Origin of the sequence: Steroidobacter sp., assembly GCF_016790065.1 — a bacterium.
In the GTDB taxonomy this organism is placed as follows: domain Bacteria; phylum Pseudomonadota; class Gammaproteobacteria; order Steroidobacterales; family Steroidobacteraceae; genus Steroidobacter.
In genome coordinates this window covers 1-16,644 of the sequence record NZ_JAEUPY010000286.1, presented here as the reverse complement: position 1 = coordinate 16,644, position 16,644 = coordinate 1, and the positions used below count along the sequence as shown (strand labels likewise).

The following is a 16,644-nucleotide window of genomic DNA, read 5'->3' as shown; positions in this document are numbered from 1 at the left end:
TAGCGCGCAACTTCGTAGTGAGAACCATTGAAGTCGCCAATACCCTCACGCGAATCAACCGCAGCGAGCAGGGCGAGCTTTACGCCGGCGACCCAGCCCTCGGTGCTCCGTTGGATGCTCAGCGCTTCGTCTTGGGTGAGTTGGCGATGGCACAGCCGTTCGCCAAGCTGCACGATGGCCGTAGTGTCGAAGTTCAGATCGGCGGGCCCGAACGTCGACAGCTGATCGTTCAGCCGCAACTGGCTCATGTGCAAAGCCGGCATCCCGCGCCCGGCCAGAATCCAACGAACCGAAGCAGGGGATTGCAACAGCAAGTCATCCACTGCCCGCAATAGCGTCGTCGTGTTCAAGAGTGACAATTCGTCGAGCACCACGCACACCGGCGTGTTCAGTCGCCCAAGGCTGGTAATCATCACTTCGACGACGGCGTCGAGTGATTCAGTGTCCACGGTTTGATGTGGAATGTAGGCATCGAAGCTGGGGCAAACATTCTTGAACGCTGCGATCAGATATGAAAAGAAACGCACCGGTTCATTGTCGTGCTCATCCAAGGACAGCCACGCGATCGCTTGCACGCCGCACGCCTGTCGATACCACTGGGCCAGTAGCGTGGTTTTGCCGGAGCCAGCGGGCGCTGTCAGCAAGATGAGTTTTTGTTTAGCGGCGGCATCGAGGCGAGCGACCAACGCCGGTCGTTCGATACAAGTGCTCGCGGATTGTGGCGGCTGTAGTTTGCCGTGAATCAAATGATGCGGGCTGATCTCGCTGGCGGATTCGCCGTTGCAGCGAGGCGTTGCCCGTTGGCTGCGATCCCTGCCGCGTCTGGTGAGCTGGTGTGCCACGCGCTCTCCCCGAATCGTCCGTTTCTAAAGATATGGGTCGCGAAACATCGAGCCCGCCCCTCCTATCGAAGGGGGCGCAGCGATTATGCAGCCGCCTAGCATCCGCGTCATCCGCCGAACCGCGGCGGACCACATACACGATTCATTTCAGGGGAGTCACCAGCCATGTGCAGCAAAGCCATGTGCTCCCGGCACGGTCGGACCGTGAGGGCGCACGTCTTTCCGGGGCTAGTTCTGTTCTGCGCAACGCTCGTTGCGAGTGTCAGTGCCCTGGCGCAAGCGCCCAACTTCATTGCGTTCGAATCCGGCCACGTGCGGCCGATGGCCATCTCGGCGGATCGCACGCGATTATTCGTCACCAACACGCCGGACAATACTCTCGAGGTATTCGACATCACGCTGACCGGCTTGGCGTTGAGTGCGCGCGTCCCGGTGGGGCTGGAGCCGGTGGCGGTCGCGGTCCGCAGCGATTCCGAAGTGTGGGTGGTCAATCATCTTTCGGACAGCATCAGCGTTGTTACATTGAGCGGCACACCGCGAGTTACACGCACGCTGCTGGTCGGCGACGAACCGCGCGACATCGTGTTTGCCGGCTCGCCTGTGCGAGCTTTCATCACGACAGCGCATCGTGGCCAGCAACGCACCGATGCGTCCATCAGCGCTGTGTCGGGCGCTGGTGATCCCCAATTGATCACACCGAGTATCGGACGTTCCGACGTGTGGGTGTTCGATCCCACCACTTTAGGTACGACCGTGGGCGGCACGCCGCTCAAGATCATGAATTTCTACAGCGATACACCGCGAGCGTTGGCGGTGAGTCCGGATCGCAGCACGGTGTACGTTGCGGCGTTCAAGTCGGGCAATCAAACCACTACGATTTTGGAACCGATGATTTGCGACGGCTTCCAACCGAGCACGCCGTGCCTGGTGGACAACCTGTCCATCATGCCGGGCGGCAATCCGGGGCCAGGCACCAACTTCGAGGGCAAGCGAGCGCCGGAGACTGGCCTGATTGTGAAATTCAATAACACCACCAGCCGTTGGGAAGATGAGCTGGCTCGCAATTGGAACAACGCCGTGCGCTTCCGCTTGCCGGATTTGGACGTGTTCGCGGTGAGTGCCAGCACGCTGACTCAAACGGCGAGTTATGCGCACGTCGGCACCACGCTGTTCAACATGGTGACCAATCCGGTCTCCGGCAAGTTGTATGTCTCGAACACCGAGGCATTCAATCAGCAGCGCTTCGAAGGCCCGGGTTTGTTCGGCGGCCAAACGGTGCAAGGCCACTTGGCGGAAACGCGCATCACAGTGATCTCTGGCTCGACGGTCACGCCGCGCCACCTGAACAAGCATCTGGACTACACCAAGCTGGTCGGCGAATCGGGTTTCGATGCGACAGCGCGTAATCACAGCCTGTCCACGCCGCTGGACATGGCGGTGACGGCGAACGGCCAGACTTTATATGTAGCCGCATTCGGTTCGAGCCGTATCGGTGTTTTCAGTACCGCCGCGCTCGAAGCCAATACCTTCAATCCAGTCACCGCCAGCGCCAATTACATTCCGGTGTCCGGTGGCGGTCCGAGCGGCTTGATCCTCGATGAACCGCGAGGTCGTTTGTATGTAACGACGCGCTTCGACAACTCGGTGAAAGTCATCGACGTGGCCACCAAAGCGCAACTGGCCGCCGTGACACTGCCGAATCCTGAGCCTGCGGTCATCGTGCAGGGACGGCCGATGCTTTATGACGCGACGGTGTTGTCGGCAAACGGCGAGGCCTCGTGCGCCAGCTGTCACATCTTCGGCGACATGGACGACCTGGCCTGGGATTTGGGCAATCCCGACGATCCGGTCACCAACAATCCCTTGCCTAAAAATCTGACCAGCGATCTGGAGATTGCCATCGGCAAGACCTTGTTCGGTGTCCGCACGCCCATCAACGGCAGCGACAACGTCAACGAGTTCCACCCGATGAAAGGGCCGATGACCACCCAGACCTTGCGGGGGCTGCGCAATGCCGGTGCCATGCATTGGCGTGGCGATCGGGCTACCGGACACTTCGGCAGCGATCCGCTCAACACCACGCTGTCGTTCAACAACTTCATCGTGGCGTTCGAAGGGCTGATGGGGCGCGACGGCATCCCGAGCGCGGCGGACATGCAGCGCTTCACGGACTTTCAGTTGAAGGTGCAGCTGCCGCCCAATCCGGTACGCGCGTTGGATAACTCGCTGAACGCCACCCAGTTACGTGGTCGGAATTTCTATGTCGGCACGCGCCCATCGGATGGCATCGACATTCCCATTCTCGGTGGCCTGATCCCGGGCGATACCGCCTTCAATTGTGAAGGCTGTCATCGCCTGGATCCGGCGCAGGGCTATTTCGGCACCGGCGGTTCAGCCAGTTTCGAGGGCATCACCCAGATCGTGAAGATCCCGCATTTGCGCAACCTGTATCAGAAGGTGGGCATGTTCGGTGCGCCCAAGGTGAACTTCTTCGGGGCCGCAGACACCGGCAGCACGGGCGATCAGATTCGGGGCTTCGGTTTCGTCAACGACGGCTCGGTGGACACGCTGTTCCGCTTTTTCACCGCCGTGGTGTTCAACCCGCAGCTGACCGCCGGCTTTCCCATCCTGAATCCGGATGCGACCCGGCGCGACGTGGTGCAGTTCATGCTGGCGTTCGATAGCGATCTGGCGCCGGTGGTGGGCCAGCAGGTCACATTGACCAACAGCAATGCCACCGCCGTGAACCCGCGAATCAATCTGCTGATCGCGCGCGCCAAGGCCAGTTTCGTGTCCAAGGAGCTGGGCGGCGCAACCAAGGAGTGCGATTTGGTTGCCAAAGTGGCTCTGGCCGCCGGAATGACCGGCTATCTGTTGGACGCGACGGCGGGCGACTTCGTGGCTGCCGATGGCACCCGTCGCACCGACGCCGCGTTACGGGCGCTGGCCGCCACCACCGGTCAGGAGGTGACATATACCTGTGTGCCGCCGGGCTCCGGCCGGCGCATCGGCTTGGGGTTGTAGCGCTCGCTATAACTTAATGTCCGTGCCCGGCGCGCCCATGGGCGGCTCGCCGGGCTTTTCTACGTCGATTGTGGGTCGATCCGGACCATGGCGGTGGTCCCGGGGGCGCGAAGCCGATACCATCGGCGTTCGCCTCCTAGACTATTCGACGAATTCACAGGCTTGCGATTTCAAACTCTTATCCGCACGGCGTGCCTGTTTCTGGCCGTCGCTTGGTTGACTGTGGCAGGGACGGCGCGGGCGGCTGAGCCGTCCCCGAAACAAACGCAGGCCAGGCCGCATCCAGCACAAAGCCTGATCGACCGGGCAGCGGCCGGGGTTCGCAGCAGCCCCGACGATAGCTTCCGGGATGCGCAGGCGGCCCTGAAGCTGCTCGCCGATCAACCTCAGGTCGATTTGGAAATCCGCGCTCGACTGTTGCTGTGTGACCATCTGTCCGAGCGCGATCGAGCGGCGGCGGAGGCTGAAGTCGCCAAAGCTCGAGCGTTACTGCCGCAGGCCACGCGGCGGGGCCTGGAAGCGGGGGTGCTGGGTTGCGAAGGCACCATCCTCGAAACCGCCAGCGATAACGCACGAGCTCGCGAGCTGTATGAGCAGGCGGTCGCCGTGGCCACGCGGACCCAAGACAACGAGATGCTGGCGGCCGCGCTGTTTGCTCGAGGTTACTTGCTCGGCTTGCAGGGCCAATACGCCACTGGCCTGGCCGACCTGAAGCGCGCCGAGGCGCTCTACGACGACATCAACATGCCCGATCATTCGCTCACCGCGATGAACGGCATCGCCATTTTGTACAACCGCATGGGTGACTACGCCCAGGCGCGCCACATGTACGACCAGGCGCTCAAGGCACAACGCGACGCCGGCATGTATCGCGAGCAAAGCGTCACTTTGCACAACCTTGGCCGAGCCCACGAAAACCTGCATGAGTGGGATGCGGCCCAAGCGGCGTTTCAAGAGTCCTACGAGATCAGCCGGCAGCTGAGTTATCTGCGCGGTGAGGCTTATGCGTTGCGTGGTCTGGCTGCAGTCCGCAATGCCAAGGGTGATCCGCGAGGCGCGCTGCAAGTTTTGGATCAGGCGTCAGCGCTACAGAAACAAACTCCAGATGCTCGCTTGGATGCGCAGATTCTGCTGGCACGAGGCGTGGCGCTGCATCGCTTGCGACAGCTGCCTGCCAGTGTCGCCGCGCTGGAAGACGCGTTGGACGTGTTTCGCCAAGCCGATTCGTTGAGCGAGTTGCGAGCCACCTATGGCGAGCTGGCGGCCGTATTTTCGGACATGGGCAACTGGCGTGAAGGCTATGCGCAGCTGCTCAACGCGCAGGAAACGTCCGAACGCATGTTCCGCAATCAGGTGGATCAGCGCTTCGCCACGTTGAAAGTGGAGTTCGACACCGTCTCCAAGGAAAAGGAAAACGCGCTGCTGGTCCGCGAGAACAACGCGAATCAGCTGGCGCTTGCGCAAGGCCAACGGGCGCGCAATCTGCAAAGAGCCGTTATCTTTTTGACAGTCATCCTGGCCGTATTGCTGGCAACATTGGCCTGGCATCATTGGCGCTCCACACGCCGGATGCGCACTCTGGCCATGACCGATGAGTTGACCGGGGTGCCGAATCGTCGCGCAGTGCTGTCGCAACTTGCGCCATTGTTGCAACAGCCGAATCCGCCCACCTGTGCGATGCTCATCATCGACATCGATCACTTCAAGAGCATCAACGATCAGCACGGCCATGCCGAAGGCGATGAAGCTCTGAAGGCGGTGGCCAGCGAGTTGCGAGAGGATGTGCACGAACCGGCCTTCATCGGTCGGCTCGGCGGTGAAGAGTTTGTGGTGGTGCTGCCGGGAGCGGACTTCGACAAGGCCTATCGCCTGGCCGAGCGCTTCCGCGAAAGCGTGATGGGCATCGATACGCATCGCTGGCGGATGGATCGGCGCATCACGGTGAGCATTGGCTTGACCTTGTCGCGCCCGACGGGCGATACACCCAGCACCATGTTGCAACGGGCGGATTCGGCGCTGTACGACGCGAAGCGTGCCGGCCGGAACTGTGTGAAGGCGCAGTTGCCGGTGCTCGAGACTGATGTGCCCGCGCCGCTGAAGCCGGCGCAAGTGGAATATGCTTGATCCGATATTTTGAGGGGACACGATGACGAATTTGCGAAAGGCCCTGCTGGCTGCGTGCGGATTGATGACGTTCGCGACGCTGAGCACGGCAGCCCATGCCGATGAGGACAAAGCACTCACGCATGCGCGTCAGCTGCTGAAGAAAGTGATCCTGGTCGATGGCCACAACGACCTGCCGTGGGCGATTCGCACGAACAAGGAACATCCGTCCGACGTGGCGGCCTTCGATTTGAACGGCAAGGTGCCGTTTCAGACCGACTTGAAGCGCCTGGAGAAGGGCGGCGTCGGTGCGCAGTTCTGGTCGGTGTACATCCCGGGTGAAATCGGCACCGGCTTTGCTCGCACTCAGCTCGAGCAGATCGACATCGCTCGCCAGATCATCGAGCGTTATCCCAAGTTCCAGTTCGCCGGCACCGTTGCCGACGTGCGCGCTGCTCACAACCAGGGTCGCATTGCGTCGCTGCTTGGCATGGAAGGCGGCCACGCCATCGAGAATTCGTTGGGCGCCTTGCGTGCTTACTACGACCTCGGCGTGCGTTACATGACGCTCACTCACAATGTGAATCTGGATTGGGCCGACTCGGCCGCCAAGCCGCCGCAGCACGGCGGTCTCACCAAGTTCGGTGAAGACGTGGTGCTGGAAATGAACAAGATCGGCATGCTGGTCGATCTGTCGCACGTGTGCGATGGCACGATGGACGACGCGCTGCGCGTTTACAAATCTCCGGTGATTTTCTCGCACTCGTCGGCTCGCGCTCTGTGCGACGTGCCGCGTAACGTGCCGGACAGCATCCTGAAGCGCTTGCCTGAGAATGGCGGCGTGGTGATGGTGACGTTCGTCGCTGGCTTCATCGATCCGGCCGTGGCCAAAGTGCAGATTCCGGCCATTGCCGAAGCGGGCCGCTTGAGCCAGGGCAAGTCGGTGGAAGAGGCCGAGAAGATTTCCGAACAAGTGTTCAGCAAGGTCAAGATGCCCAAGACCACCATCGCCATGGTGGCCAATCACATCGAGCACATCCGCAAGGTGGCTGGCGTGAAGCATGTCGGCCTGGGCGGCGACTATGACGGCAACGAGGCCTGGCCGGCCGGTCTGGAAGACGTGTCCAGCTATCCGTTGCTGTTCGCCGAGCTGATCCGCCGCGGTTGGAGCGATGAAGACTTGACGCTGCTGGCCGGCGAAAACGTGTTGCGCGCTCTGGCCAAGGCCGAGGATGTCTCACGACAGCTCAACAAAAAGTAACGTGAATGCCGCCGCGAAGGATCGCTGGCAGTTCTGGATCGATCGCGGCGGCACGTTCACGGATGTGATCGGCCGCCGTCCTGACGGGGAGCTGGTTACTCTCAAGCTGCTCTCCGAAAACCCGCAGCGTTATCGGGACGCTGCGGTTCAGGGAATTCGCGAGCTTCTGCAGCTCGCGGCCGATGCGCCGATTCCTTCGGCACGCATCGATGCCGTGAAAATGGGTACGACGGTTGCGACCAACGCTTTGCTCGAACGCACAGGCGATCGCACTGTTTTGCTCATTACTCGCGGTTTCGCCGATGCGTTACGCATCGCTTATCAACATCGACCCAAGTTGTTCGTACGGCATATCGAGTTGCCGTCGTTGCTCTACGAAGAGGTCCTGGAGATCGATGAGCGGCTTGCTGCTGAGGGCGATGTCGTTGTTCCTTTGGATTTAGCTGCGGCCGAGCTTGAGCTTCGCGCGGTGTTTTCTCGTGGCATTCGCAGCTGCGCCATTGTTCTTATGCATGGCTATCGATTTCCTGCGCACGAACGCGCTCTAGGAGAGTTGGCGCGGCGCGTTGGGTTCTCACAGGTGTCGGTGTCGCATGAAGTGAGTCCGCTGATGAAGTTGGTGTCGCGCGGGGATACGACCGTTGTCGATGCTTACTTGTCGCCGGTGTTGAGGCGCTATGTCGATCAGGTGGCGTCGCAGTTGCCTGGCGTGCGTTTGCAGTTCATGCAGTCGTCAGGTGGATTGACGGATGCGCTGCAGTTTCAGGGGAAGGATGCGATTTTGTCAGGGCCTGCCGGCGGGATTGTCGGCGCTGTGCGTGCGGCTGGTGAGGCTGGGTTCGACAAGATCATTGGCTTCGACATGGGCGGCACTTCCACGGATGTGGCTCACTTTGCTGGGGAGTATGAGCGGGCGTTCGATACCGAAGTGGCAGGCGTCAGGTTACGGGCGCCTATCATGCAGATTCATACGGTCGCTGCGGGTGGCGGTTCTATTTGTCGGTTCGACGGTGTGCGGCTGCGGGTTGGGCCGGAGTCGGCCGGCGCCGATCCGGGTCCTGCAGCCTATCGTCGCGGTGGGCCGCTGACGGTGACCGACGCTAATGTTTTTCTTGGGCGGATTCAGGCGGAGTTCTTTCCTTCGGTGTTTGGCTCCGGCGGTGATCAGTCGCTGGATTCGGATGTCGTTGCAGAGAAGTTCACCGCGTTGGCTGCGAGCGTGGCTGGGTATTCTGAGGAGAGCATTGCCGCTGGGTGCATTCGCGTTGCCGTTGAGAACATGGCCAATGCGATTAAGAAGATCTCGGTGCAGCGAGGACACGACGTTACGGAGTACACGCTGGTGTGCTTCGGTGGCGCGGCTGGTCAGCATGCTTGTTTAGTCGCTGACGCGCTGGGGATGCAGACGGTTTACATCCATCCGTTGGCTGGCGTGCTATCGGCGTATGGGATTGGATTGGCGGATGTGACGTCGATGAAGCAGCAGGCCGTTGAGGCTGCGCTTGGCGACCGCTTGCTCGCCGACTTGGTTTCTGCTTTCGCCGCGCTAGAAACATCAGCCCGCGCCACCTTGCTGGCCCAAGGCATCGCTCCGAGCCAGATCCGCGTCGAACGCAAGCTCGCAATCAAATACGCGGGCACAGACAGCACACTGCAGTTGTCGCCGGGCGGGAGCGCATCCGAGCTGGCGGGGCGGTTCTATGAGGAGTATCGACAGCGTTACGGCTTTCTGATGACGGGCCGGGCGCTGGTGGTGGAATCGGTCAGTGTCGAGGCTATCGGTGTTTCGCACGAACCCGGGCGAGGCGCAGCCGTAAAGGCACAAGCAGCGGCGCAGCCAACGCCGATCGACACGCGGCGGGTGTACTTCACGGACGCCTGGCAGCCGACGCCGTTCTTCGAACGCGAGTCATTGCTGCCGGGAATGAAGCTGAAGGGTCCAGCGATCATCCGTGAACGCAACACAACCATCGTGATCGAGCCCGGCTGGCAAGCCGAAGTCACGCCACTGAATCATCTAACACTCCGGCGAGTGCGGCCGCTGCGTCGTGAGCACGCCATCGGCACGCAGGCCGACCCAGTACTCCTGGAAGTTTTCAACAATCTGTTCATGGCCATCGCCGAACAGATGGGCGTCACGCTCGCCAACACGGCCACCTCCGTGAACATCAAAGAGCGCCTGGACTTCTCCTGCGCGCTCTTCGACACAGCGGGCAATCTCATCGCCAACGCGCCTCACATGCCCGTGCACCTGGGCTCAATGGGCGAGTCGGTGCAAGAAATCCTAAGACGGCGTGCAACGACCATGCAGCGAGGTGACGTGTTTGTGTTGAACGCGCCATACGCTGGAGGTACGCATCTCCCAGACGTTACCGTCGTCATGCCGGTCTTCATCAACAACTCCAACCAGCCTACTTTCTTCGTCGCGGCCCGCGGGCATCACGCGGACATCGGCGGTTCGACGCCAGGTTCGATGCCGGCGAGCTCGACGCATATCGAAGAGGAGGGCGTGCTTCTCGACAACGTGCAGCTAGTGAGCAACGGCACCTTCCTGGAAGCAGAGATGCGCACACTGCTGACGTCGGGAAAATACCCCGCAAGAAACGTCGAACAAAATCTAGCTGACCTGAGAGCACAAGTAGCAGCCTGCCAGAAGGGCGCAGCCGAACTAGAAGCCATGGTGGCTCACTTCAGCCTGCCCGTAGTCCAGGCCTACATGCAGCACGTACAAAACAACGCCGAAGAAGCCGTGCGACGCGTGATCGACGCGCTTCACGACGGCCAATTCACCTATCCGATGGACAACGGCGCAAGCGTCACCGTAGCCATCCACATCGACACGCAAACTCGAACAGCGACCATAGACTTCACCGGAACCAGCGCTCAGCAAGCAAACAATTTCAACGCACCGGTCTCCGTCACCCGCGCGGCTGTGCTGTACGTCTTCCGCACGCTGGTGGACGACGAAATCCCAATGAACGCCGGTTGCTTGAAACCGCTGAACATCGTCGTACCGCCAGGCTCAATGCTCAATCCGCAGCATCCAGCTGCAGTCGTCGCAGGTAACGTGGAAACCTCGCAAGTCGTCACCGACTGCTTGTACGGCGCCCTCGGTGTGTTGGCAGCGAGCCAGGGCACGATGAACAACTTCACCTTTGGCGACGGCGAGCATCAGTACTACGAAACCATCGCCGGTGGGTCGGGCGCGGGCCCGGACTTCAACGGCACGGATGCAGTCCAAACGCACATGACCAATTCGCGTCTCACCGATCCGGAAGTGCTGGAATGGCGCTTCCCGGTGCGACTCGACGCATTCAGTATCCGACGCGGCTCAGGCGGGCAGGGCAAGCACGCCGGCGGCAACGGCGTCGAACGTTGTGTGCGGTTCTTGAAGCCAATGACAGCAGTGTTGCTGGCGAACCATCGAGTCGTCGCCCCATTCGGCATCGCAGGCGGCGCATCGGCGCAAGTCGGCAAGAACTGGATAGAGCGCGCCGACGGCACCGTCGAACACTTCGGCGCCACGCATACCGCGCAGCTCGATAAGGACGACGTGTTCGTCATTCAAACACCGGGAGGCGGCGGTTTTGGCTGAGCGGCCGGCAGCAGGTCGACTGGCCACGGCGAGCATCGTCGGCACGACGCTCGAGTACTACGATTTCGCGGTCTACAACATGCTGGCCGCGCTGGTGTTCAACCGGCTGTTCTTTCCCTCGTTCGATCCTTTGTCCGGTACGTTGCTCGCGTTCTCCACTTTCGCAGTGGGCTACTTGTCGCGTCCAGTCGGTGGCGTGATCTTCGGCCATCTCGGCGACCGTTACGGTCGTCGCTTCGTGTTGGTAGCAACGTTACTGCTGATGGGCATCACCACCGCGCTCATGGGCCTGTTGCCGACCTACACGACTGCAGGCATTGCGAGTCCGATTCTCCTCGTCGTGCTGCGATTCATTCAGGGCGCCGCGCTAGGCGGAGAGTGGGCCGGCGCGGTGTTGTTGAGCGTGGAGCATGGCGATCCGCAGAAGCGTGGACGTAACGCGTCGTGGGCGCAGATGGGACCGTCTCTTGGAACGCTGCTGGCAACTGGATCGATTGGGCTAATCACATTGCTGTTGTCGCCGGACGAGTTCCTCGCTTGGGGCTGGCGTTTGCCGTTCTTCGCCAGCGTGGTGCTGGTCGCGTTTGGCCTGTGGATCCGAGTCGGCGTCGAGGAGACGCCGCTGTTCAAGCAGATCGTACAGCAGCGCTCCAAGGCACAAGCGCCGATCAGCGAAGTGGTGCGCGGACATTGGCGAAGCTTGTTGGTCGGCGGTGGCGTGCGTATCGGCCCCGACGTCTTGTACTCGCTGTCGGTGGCGTTCTCGCTGAGTTACATGACGACAGTGCTCGGTCTGTCGCGAACGTTGGCATTGACCGCGCTCTCCATCGGCGGTGCCGTCAACGCGTTCACGATTCCGCTCTTCGGCGCGCTGTCAGATCGCGTCGGTCGTCGCGTAGTGTATGGTGTGGGCGCCGTGATCGGGTTGATTTGGATGTTCGCGTTCTTCCCGTTGCTCGCAACCAAGCAACCCGTGTTGATCGTATTGGCCATCGTCGTCGCGCTGACGGTGCACGCGATGATGTACGGCCCACAGGCCGCGTTCATCGCTGAACAGTTTCCAACGCGCGTTCGCTACGCCGGCGCATCGCTCGCTTATACATTGGCCGGTATCGTCGGTGGTGGAATTGCACCGATGCTGTCCACCGCATTATTACAAGCATCAGGAACAACCGTAGCGGTTTCTTCTTACGCAGCCATGGCGCTCACGATTACATGCATCGTGTTGTTCGTAGTTCGCGAGCGTGCACGCGAACCTCTTGATTGAAGCTTTTTCCTGCTGCGAATCTCACGCAGCTGCTCCGCCGAATCTGCGCTGTAACGGTGCCATGCGTTGCACTCCGACAACAGGTCGGAACTCTTTTGGCGCAGAGTTCGTTGCAGAACATTCCTGACAAAAGGACGGAGCAGCTATGAACACGTTGCGATGGGGGATTCTTCAGGCGTTGGGCTTGACGGTCGTGGTGGTCGGTGCAGCGATTACTCCCAGCGTCGTCGAAGCACAAGTCACCAGTGCTGTAGTTCGCGGCCGCGTGTTGGCCAACGGCAATCCAGTGCCGGCCGGCGTGCAAGTCATCGCAACCAACTCCGCATCGGGCTTCACCAAGCAAGCGGTCACGCAAGAAGGCGGCGTGTATGCGTTGATCGGTCTGGCACCGGGCACGTATCAGCTGAAGATCCAAGGCGAAGGCTATCAGCCCACAGCGCGCGCGGTGCGCGTGCAGATCGGACAAACCATCGATCTGGATCTGAACGCCATGACAGAAGCGGTCACCGTGACCGACGAAGTGGTGGTGACCGCCGAGCGACTCGTCGACATGCGCACGTCGGAAGTCGCCACCAACATCAGCGTCGAGCAGATCGAGTCGTTGCCACAGGGCAATCGCAACTTCCTGAACTTCGCCGCGCTCGCTCCCGGTGTGCGCATCAACGATCGCGACACCGAGAAAACCTTCCAGGCCGGCGCACTCGGCGCCAATGCCGTGAACGTGTACATCGACGGCGTCAGTTACAAGAATCAAGTGATCAACGGCGGTGTGGTCGGTCAGGATTCCAGTCGCGGCAATCCGTTTCCGCAGAACGCCGTGCAAGAGTTTCGCGTCATCACGCAGAACTTCAAAGCCGAGTACGAGCAAGCGTCCAGCGCCATCATCTCTGCCAAGACCAAGTCGGGCAGCAACGAATGGCATGCCGATACATTCATCTATTGGCAGGACAAGAGCCTGGTTGCGCGCGACGATTTTGCCAGCGCCGGCGAACCGAAGGCGGCGTATGAGCGCAAGCAATACGGCCTGTCGGTGGGCGGTCCCATCATCAAGGACAAGTTGCATTTCTTCGTTGCTTACGAAGGCAACGACCAAGATCGCGCCGAACGCGTGACGCTCGGCAATCCCGCGGCAGCGCCTATCTTCGGTCAGTATCAAGGCTCGTTCGTGCAACCGTTCCGCGAAGATCTATTCTTCGGCAAGTTGGATTTCCAGCCCTCGTACAACCAGACCATGGATCTGTCGTTCAGTCTGCGCGATGAGTCGGACATCAAGGACTTCAGCGGCCAGAACAGTTACGAGGCCGCCAACGACATCAAGAACAAGGTGCAGACCATCAAGTTCGGTCACACCTACGACGCCGAAAGCTTCACCAACGAGGCCACGTTGCTGTACATGAAGTACGAGTGGCACCCGACACCGGTGAACTACGACCTGATCGGCCGCGAGTATGTGGGCATCATCCGCATCGGCGGCGGCTCCACTAAACAGAACATCGGCCAGAAGGTGCTGACCTTCAAAGACGACCTGACCTTCACCGAGTTCGATTGGCTCGGCGGCCACTCAGTGAAGACCGGTGTGCGCATCAGCAAGGTCGACTACGACGTGCAGAAGTTCCAGGTGTCCAATCCCATCTTCCGGTTCCGGCCCGATGTCGGCAACTTTGCGTTCCCGGCCGAAGCCGAGTACGGCACCGGCAATCCCGACCTGTCGGGTGAGACCACGCAGTACGGCCTCTATATTCAAGATGACTGGTCGGTGACCAATCGGCTGACGTTCAATTTGGGTGTGCGTTGGGATTACGACACGGATCTGCTCGGCAAAGACTATGTGACGCCCGATGCGATTCGCGCAGCGGCCTCGCAGTACGTGCCGGATCGCTACTTCACTGACGGCAACGATCGCGATAGTCCCACCGATCTGTTCCAGCCTCGCATCGGTTTCTCGTTCGACTTCTTCGACAACGATCGCACCGTGATTTTCGGCGGCGTGGGTCGGTACTTCGATCGAGTGTTGTACAACGAGATTCTGGACGAGCGCTTCCGCTTGCAGTGGGGAGTGCGCAAGTTTCAGTTCTCGTCGGATGGCTTGCCGCGTAACGGTCAGCCCACCATCCTGTGGAATGACGCGTATCTAAGCGTCGATGGCTTGAATGCGTTGATCGCTTCGGGCGTGGCGCCGAATCCCGAGATCTTCTTGATCGACAGCAAGACACGCATTCCCGAGACCATTCAAGCAAGCTTCGGTTTGCGGCAACGCTTGGGCGATGACTGGCTCACGTCGGTGACATTCGCGCGCAATCGGAGTCGGCACGGCTTCACGTACATTTTCGGCAATCGCAATCCAGATGGTTTGACCGGCGCGCTGCCCGATGAAGGCTGCTGCGCACCGGTGAGCGGTGGCTTCGGCAACATCCTGGTGTCCAGCGATGCCAAGCAGACCTGGTACAACGGCGTGTACCTCACACTCGAAAAGGCTTATACGCAAGCCTCGGAGTGGGGCATGACCTTTGCGTACACCTACAGCGAAGCGGAAGAGACTGGCGGTGATCTGTTCAGTCTGGACTATCCGCTGGTGTCCGACTATCCGCGGCACCCGACCAGCGGCGACGAGCGGCATCGGATCGTGGCCACCGGCATCGTCGGCGGCCCTTGGGACACCAAGCTCTCGGCCACGCTGACGTTGGGCTCGGGTACCGGCTACACGATCGTCGACCAGTCGGCGGGCACCGGCCCGGGCGAGATCCAATATCGTTACTATACCGGTCGACCGGCCAAGCACTCCTTCATCATCCCGGATGCCTGGGGCTACCGGAGCCTGGATTTGCGCCTGGAAAAACGCTTCGAATTCGGCGAAACCCAGGCGTTGAGCCTGATCGGCGAGGTGTTCAACGTGTTCGACTACGAGAACTACGACCCGCGCTCGTACAACGGCAACATCCCGTTCGGCGGCGCGAGCAACCAAGCCTTCGGCAAACCCACCGATCTAATTGAACCCGGCCGCCGCTTCCAGGTCGGTATGACGTATAGTTTCTGATGGGACCGGCAGACACCATGGCATACGTACACGATGAGGTTGAGTGACTTCTTCACCCGGCGAGGGCTGCCTTGGCGAGCGCTACTAGGACTGGTGACGGCGATGCTGTGTGTGGGCGTCGCTGTGGCAGCAGAACAGAAGCCCGCTAAACCCCGGGTGCCCGGTGTGGTGGTGGAACGCTCGCGGGTGTTCGATCCGGAGCGCGATGGCGATCCGGTGATCAACAATCTGCAACGCCGCACCTTCCGCTTTTTCTGGGACACCACCAATAAGCAGAACGGCATGGCGCCGGATCGCTTCCCGTCGCCTTCGTTCGCCAGCACTGCAGCGGTGGGCTTCGCGCTCACGGCCTATGTGGTCGGTGCGGAACGCGGTTTCGTATCGCGGTCTCAAGCCCGGCTGCGCACCTTGCGCACCTTGCGCTTCCTCGAGTCCATTCCGCAGGGCCCGGATGAAACCGGCATGGGCGGCTACAAGGGCTTCTACTATCACTTCGTCCACATGCATAACGGACAGCGCTTCGGCACGTCCGAGCTGTCCACGGTCGATACCTCGTTGCTGCTCGGAGGAGTGCTGCTGTCGCAGAGCTACTTCGATCGGGACAACAGCTCGGAGCGCGAGATTCGCGAGCTGGCGGAGAAGATCTACAGTCGCGTCGATTGGCAATGGGCGCAGAACCGTCCACCGATCCTGTCGCACGGCTGGCGGCCGGAAAGCGGCTTTCTGCGCTTCGACTGGCGGGGCTACAACGAAGGCATGTTGATGTACATCCTGGCGCTGGGCTCGCCGACCAAGGCCATCGAGCCGGAAGCCTGGACGGAATGGATGCGCACTTACAAGGACACTTACGGCAAGTTCAACGGCCAGGAATTCCTATCCTTCGGCCCTCAGTTCGGCCATCAGTACTCGCATGTGTGGATCGATTTCCGGGGCATCATGGACGCCTTCAATCGCGAAAAGGGCTTCGACTATTTCGAGAACAGCCGTCGCGCTTCGTACGCTCAACGCGAATACGCACGCCAGAATCCGATGCGTTGGCGTGGCTACGACAGTGAGATCTGGGGCCTGACGGCCTGCGATGGTCCCGCGGACACAGTGCAGATCTATAACAACGAAGAGCGCGGCTTCTTCACTTACGCAGCTCGCAGCACAGCGTCGATTCACTTGCTCGACGACGGCACGATTGCTCCGACAGCCTCGGTGGCGTCGATTGCGTTTGCGCCAGAGATCGCTATTCCAGCCATTCGCGCGTTCCGTGCGCGCTTCGGCGAACATCTGTATCAGAAGTATGGCTTCCTGGATTCGGTGAACCCCAGCTTCACGTTTACCGACGTGCCGCTGCGCCATGGCCGCATCGTCGAGGGCATCGGCTGGATTGCGGACGACTATCTGGGCATCGATCAGGGGCCCATCGTCGCCATGATCGAGAATTATCGCAGCGGCTTGATCTGGAGCATCATGCAGAACAATCCGCACATCCGACGGGGACTGCAACGGGCAGGGTTCACCGGCGGCTGG

Annotated in this window: 8 protein-coding genes; 7 read left to right on the top strand and 1 reads right to left on the bottom strand. The window is 60.7% G+C overall.

The features are described from left to right. Positions 1 to 842: AAA family ATPase (locus JNL55_RS12210; RefSeq protein ID WP_293853169.1), on the bottom strand; the 842-nt coding region annotated here is incomplete at its 3' end. Between the two features lie 204 nt (positions 843 to 1,046). Between JNL55_RS12210 and JNL55_RS12205 the strand changes: the two genes are divergently transcribed. From JNL55_RS12205 to JNL55_RS12175, 7 genes are all read left to right on the top strand, one after another. After that, entirely contained in the window at positions 1,047 to 3,866 is a 2,820-nt protein-coding gene (locus JNL55_RS12205; RefSeq protein WP_293853167.1) for a YncE family protein, read from the top strand. Positions 3,867 to 4,088: 222 nt separating this feature from the next. Continuing rightward, positions 4,089 to 5,990 carry a diguanylate cyclase gene (locus tag JNL55_RS12200; RefSeq protein ID WP_293853164.1) on the top strand — a complete coding sequence of 634 codons (1,902 nt, stop codon included), beginning with the start codon at positions 4,089 to 4,091 and terminating at the stop codon, positions 5,988 to 5,990. Between the two features lie 64 nt (positions 5,991 to 6,054). Then, the gene (locus JNL55_RS12195; protein ID WP_415923062.1) at positions 6,055 to 7,230 is read left to right on the top strand and encodes a dipeptidase; all 1,176 of its coding nucleotides are present in this window, start codon (positions 6,055 to 6,057) and stop codon (positions 7,228 to 7,230) included. Then, on the top strand, positions 7,202 to 10,825 hold the full coding sequence (locus JNL55_RS12190; protein ID WP_415923061.1) for a hydantoinase B/oxoprolinase family protein: 3,624 nt from the start codon (positions 7,202 to 7,204) through the stop codon (positions 10,823 to 10,825). Before JNL55_RS12195 ends, JNL55_RS12190 begins: the two co-directional genes overlap by 29 nt. After that, positions 10,818 to 12,092 carry an MFS transporter gene (locus JNL55_RS12185; protein ID WP_293853157.1) on the top strand — a complete coding sequence of 425 codons (1,275 nt, stop codon included), beginning with the start codon at positions 10,818 to 10,820 and terminating at the stop codon, positions 12,090 to 12,092. The genes JNL55_RS12190 and JNL55_RS12185 overlap by 8 nt, the downstream gene beginning before the upstream one ends. Before the next feature lie 145 nt (positions 12,093 to 12,237). After that, entirely contained in the window at positions 12,238 to 15,126 is a 2,889-nt protein-coding gene (locus JNL55_RS12180) for a TonB-dependent receptor domain-containing protein (RefSeq protein WP_293853155.1), read from the top strand. Between the two features lie 33 nt (positions 15,127 to 15,159). Beyond that, positions 15,160 to 16,644: glucoamylase family protein (locus tag JNL55_RS12175; RefSeq protein ID WP_293853153.1), on the top strand; the 1,485-nt coding region annotated here is incomplete at its 3' end.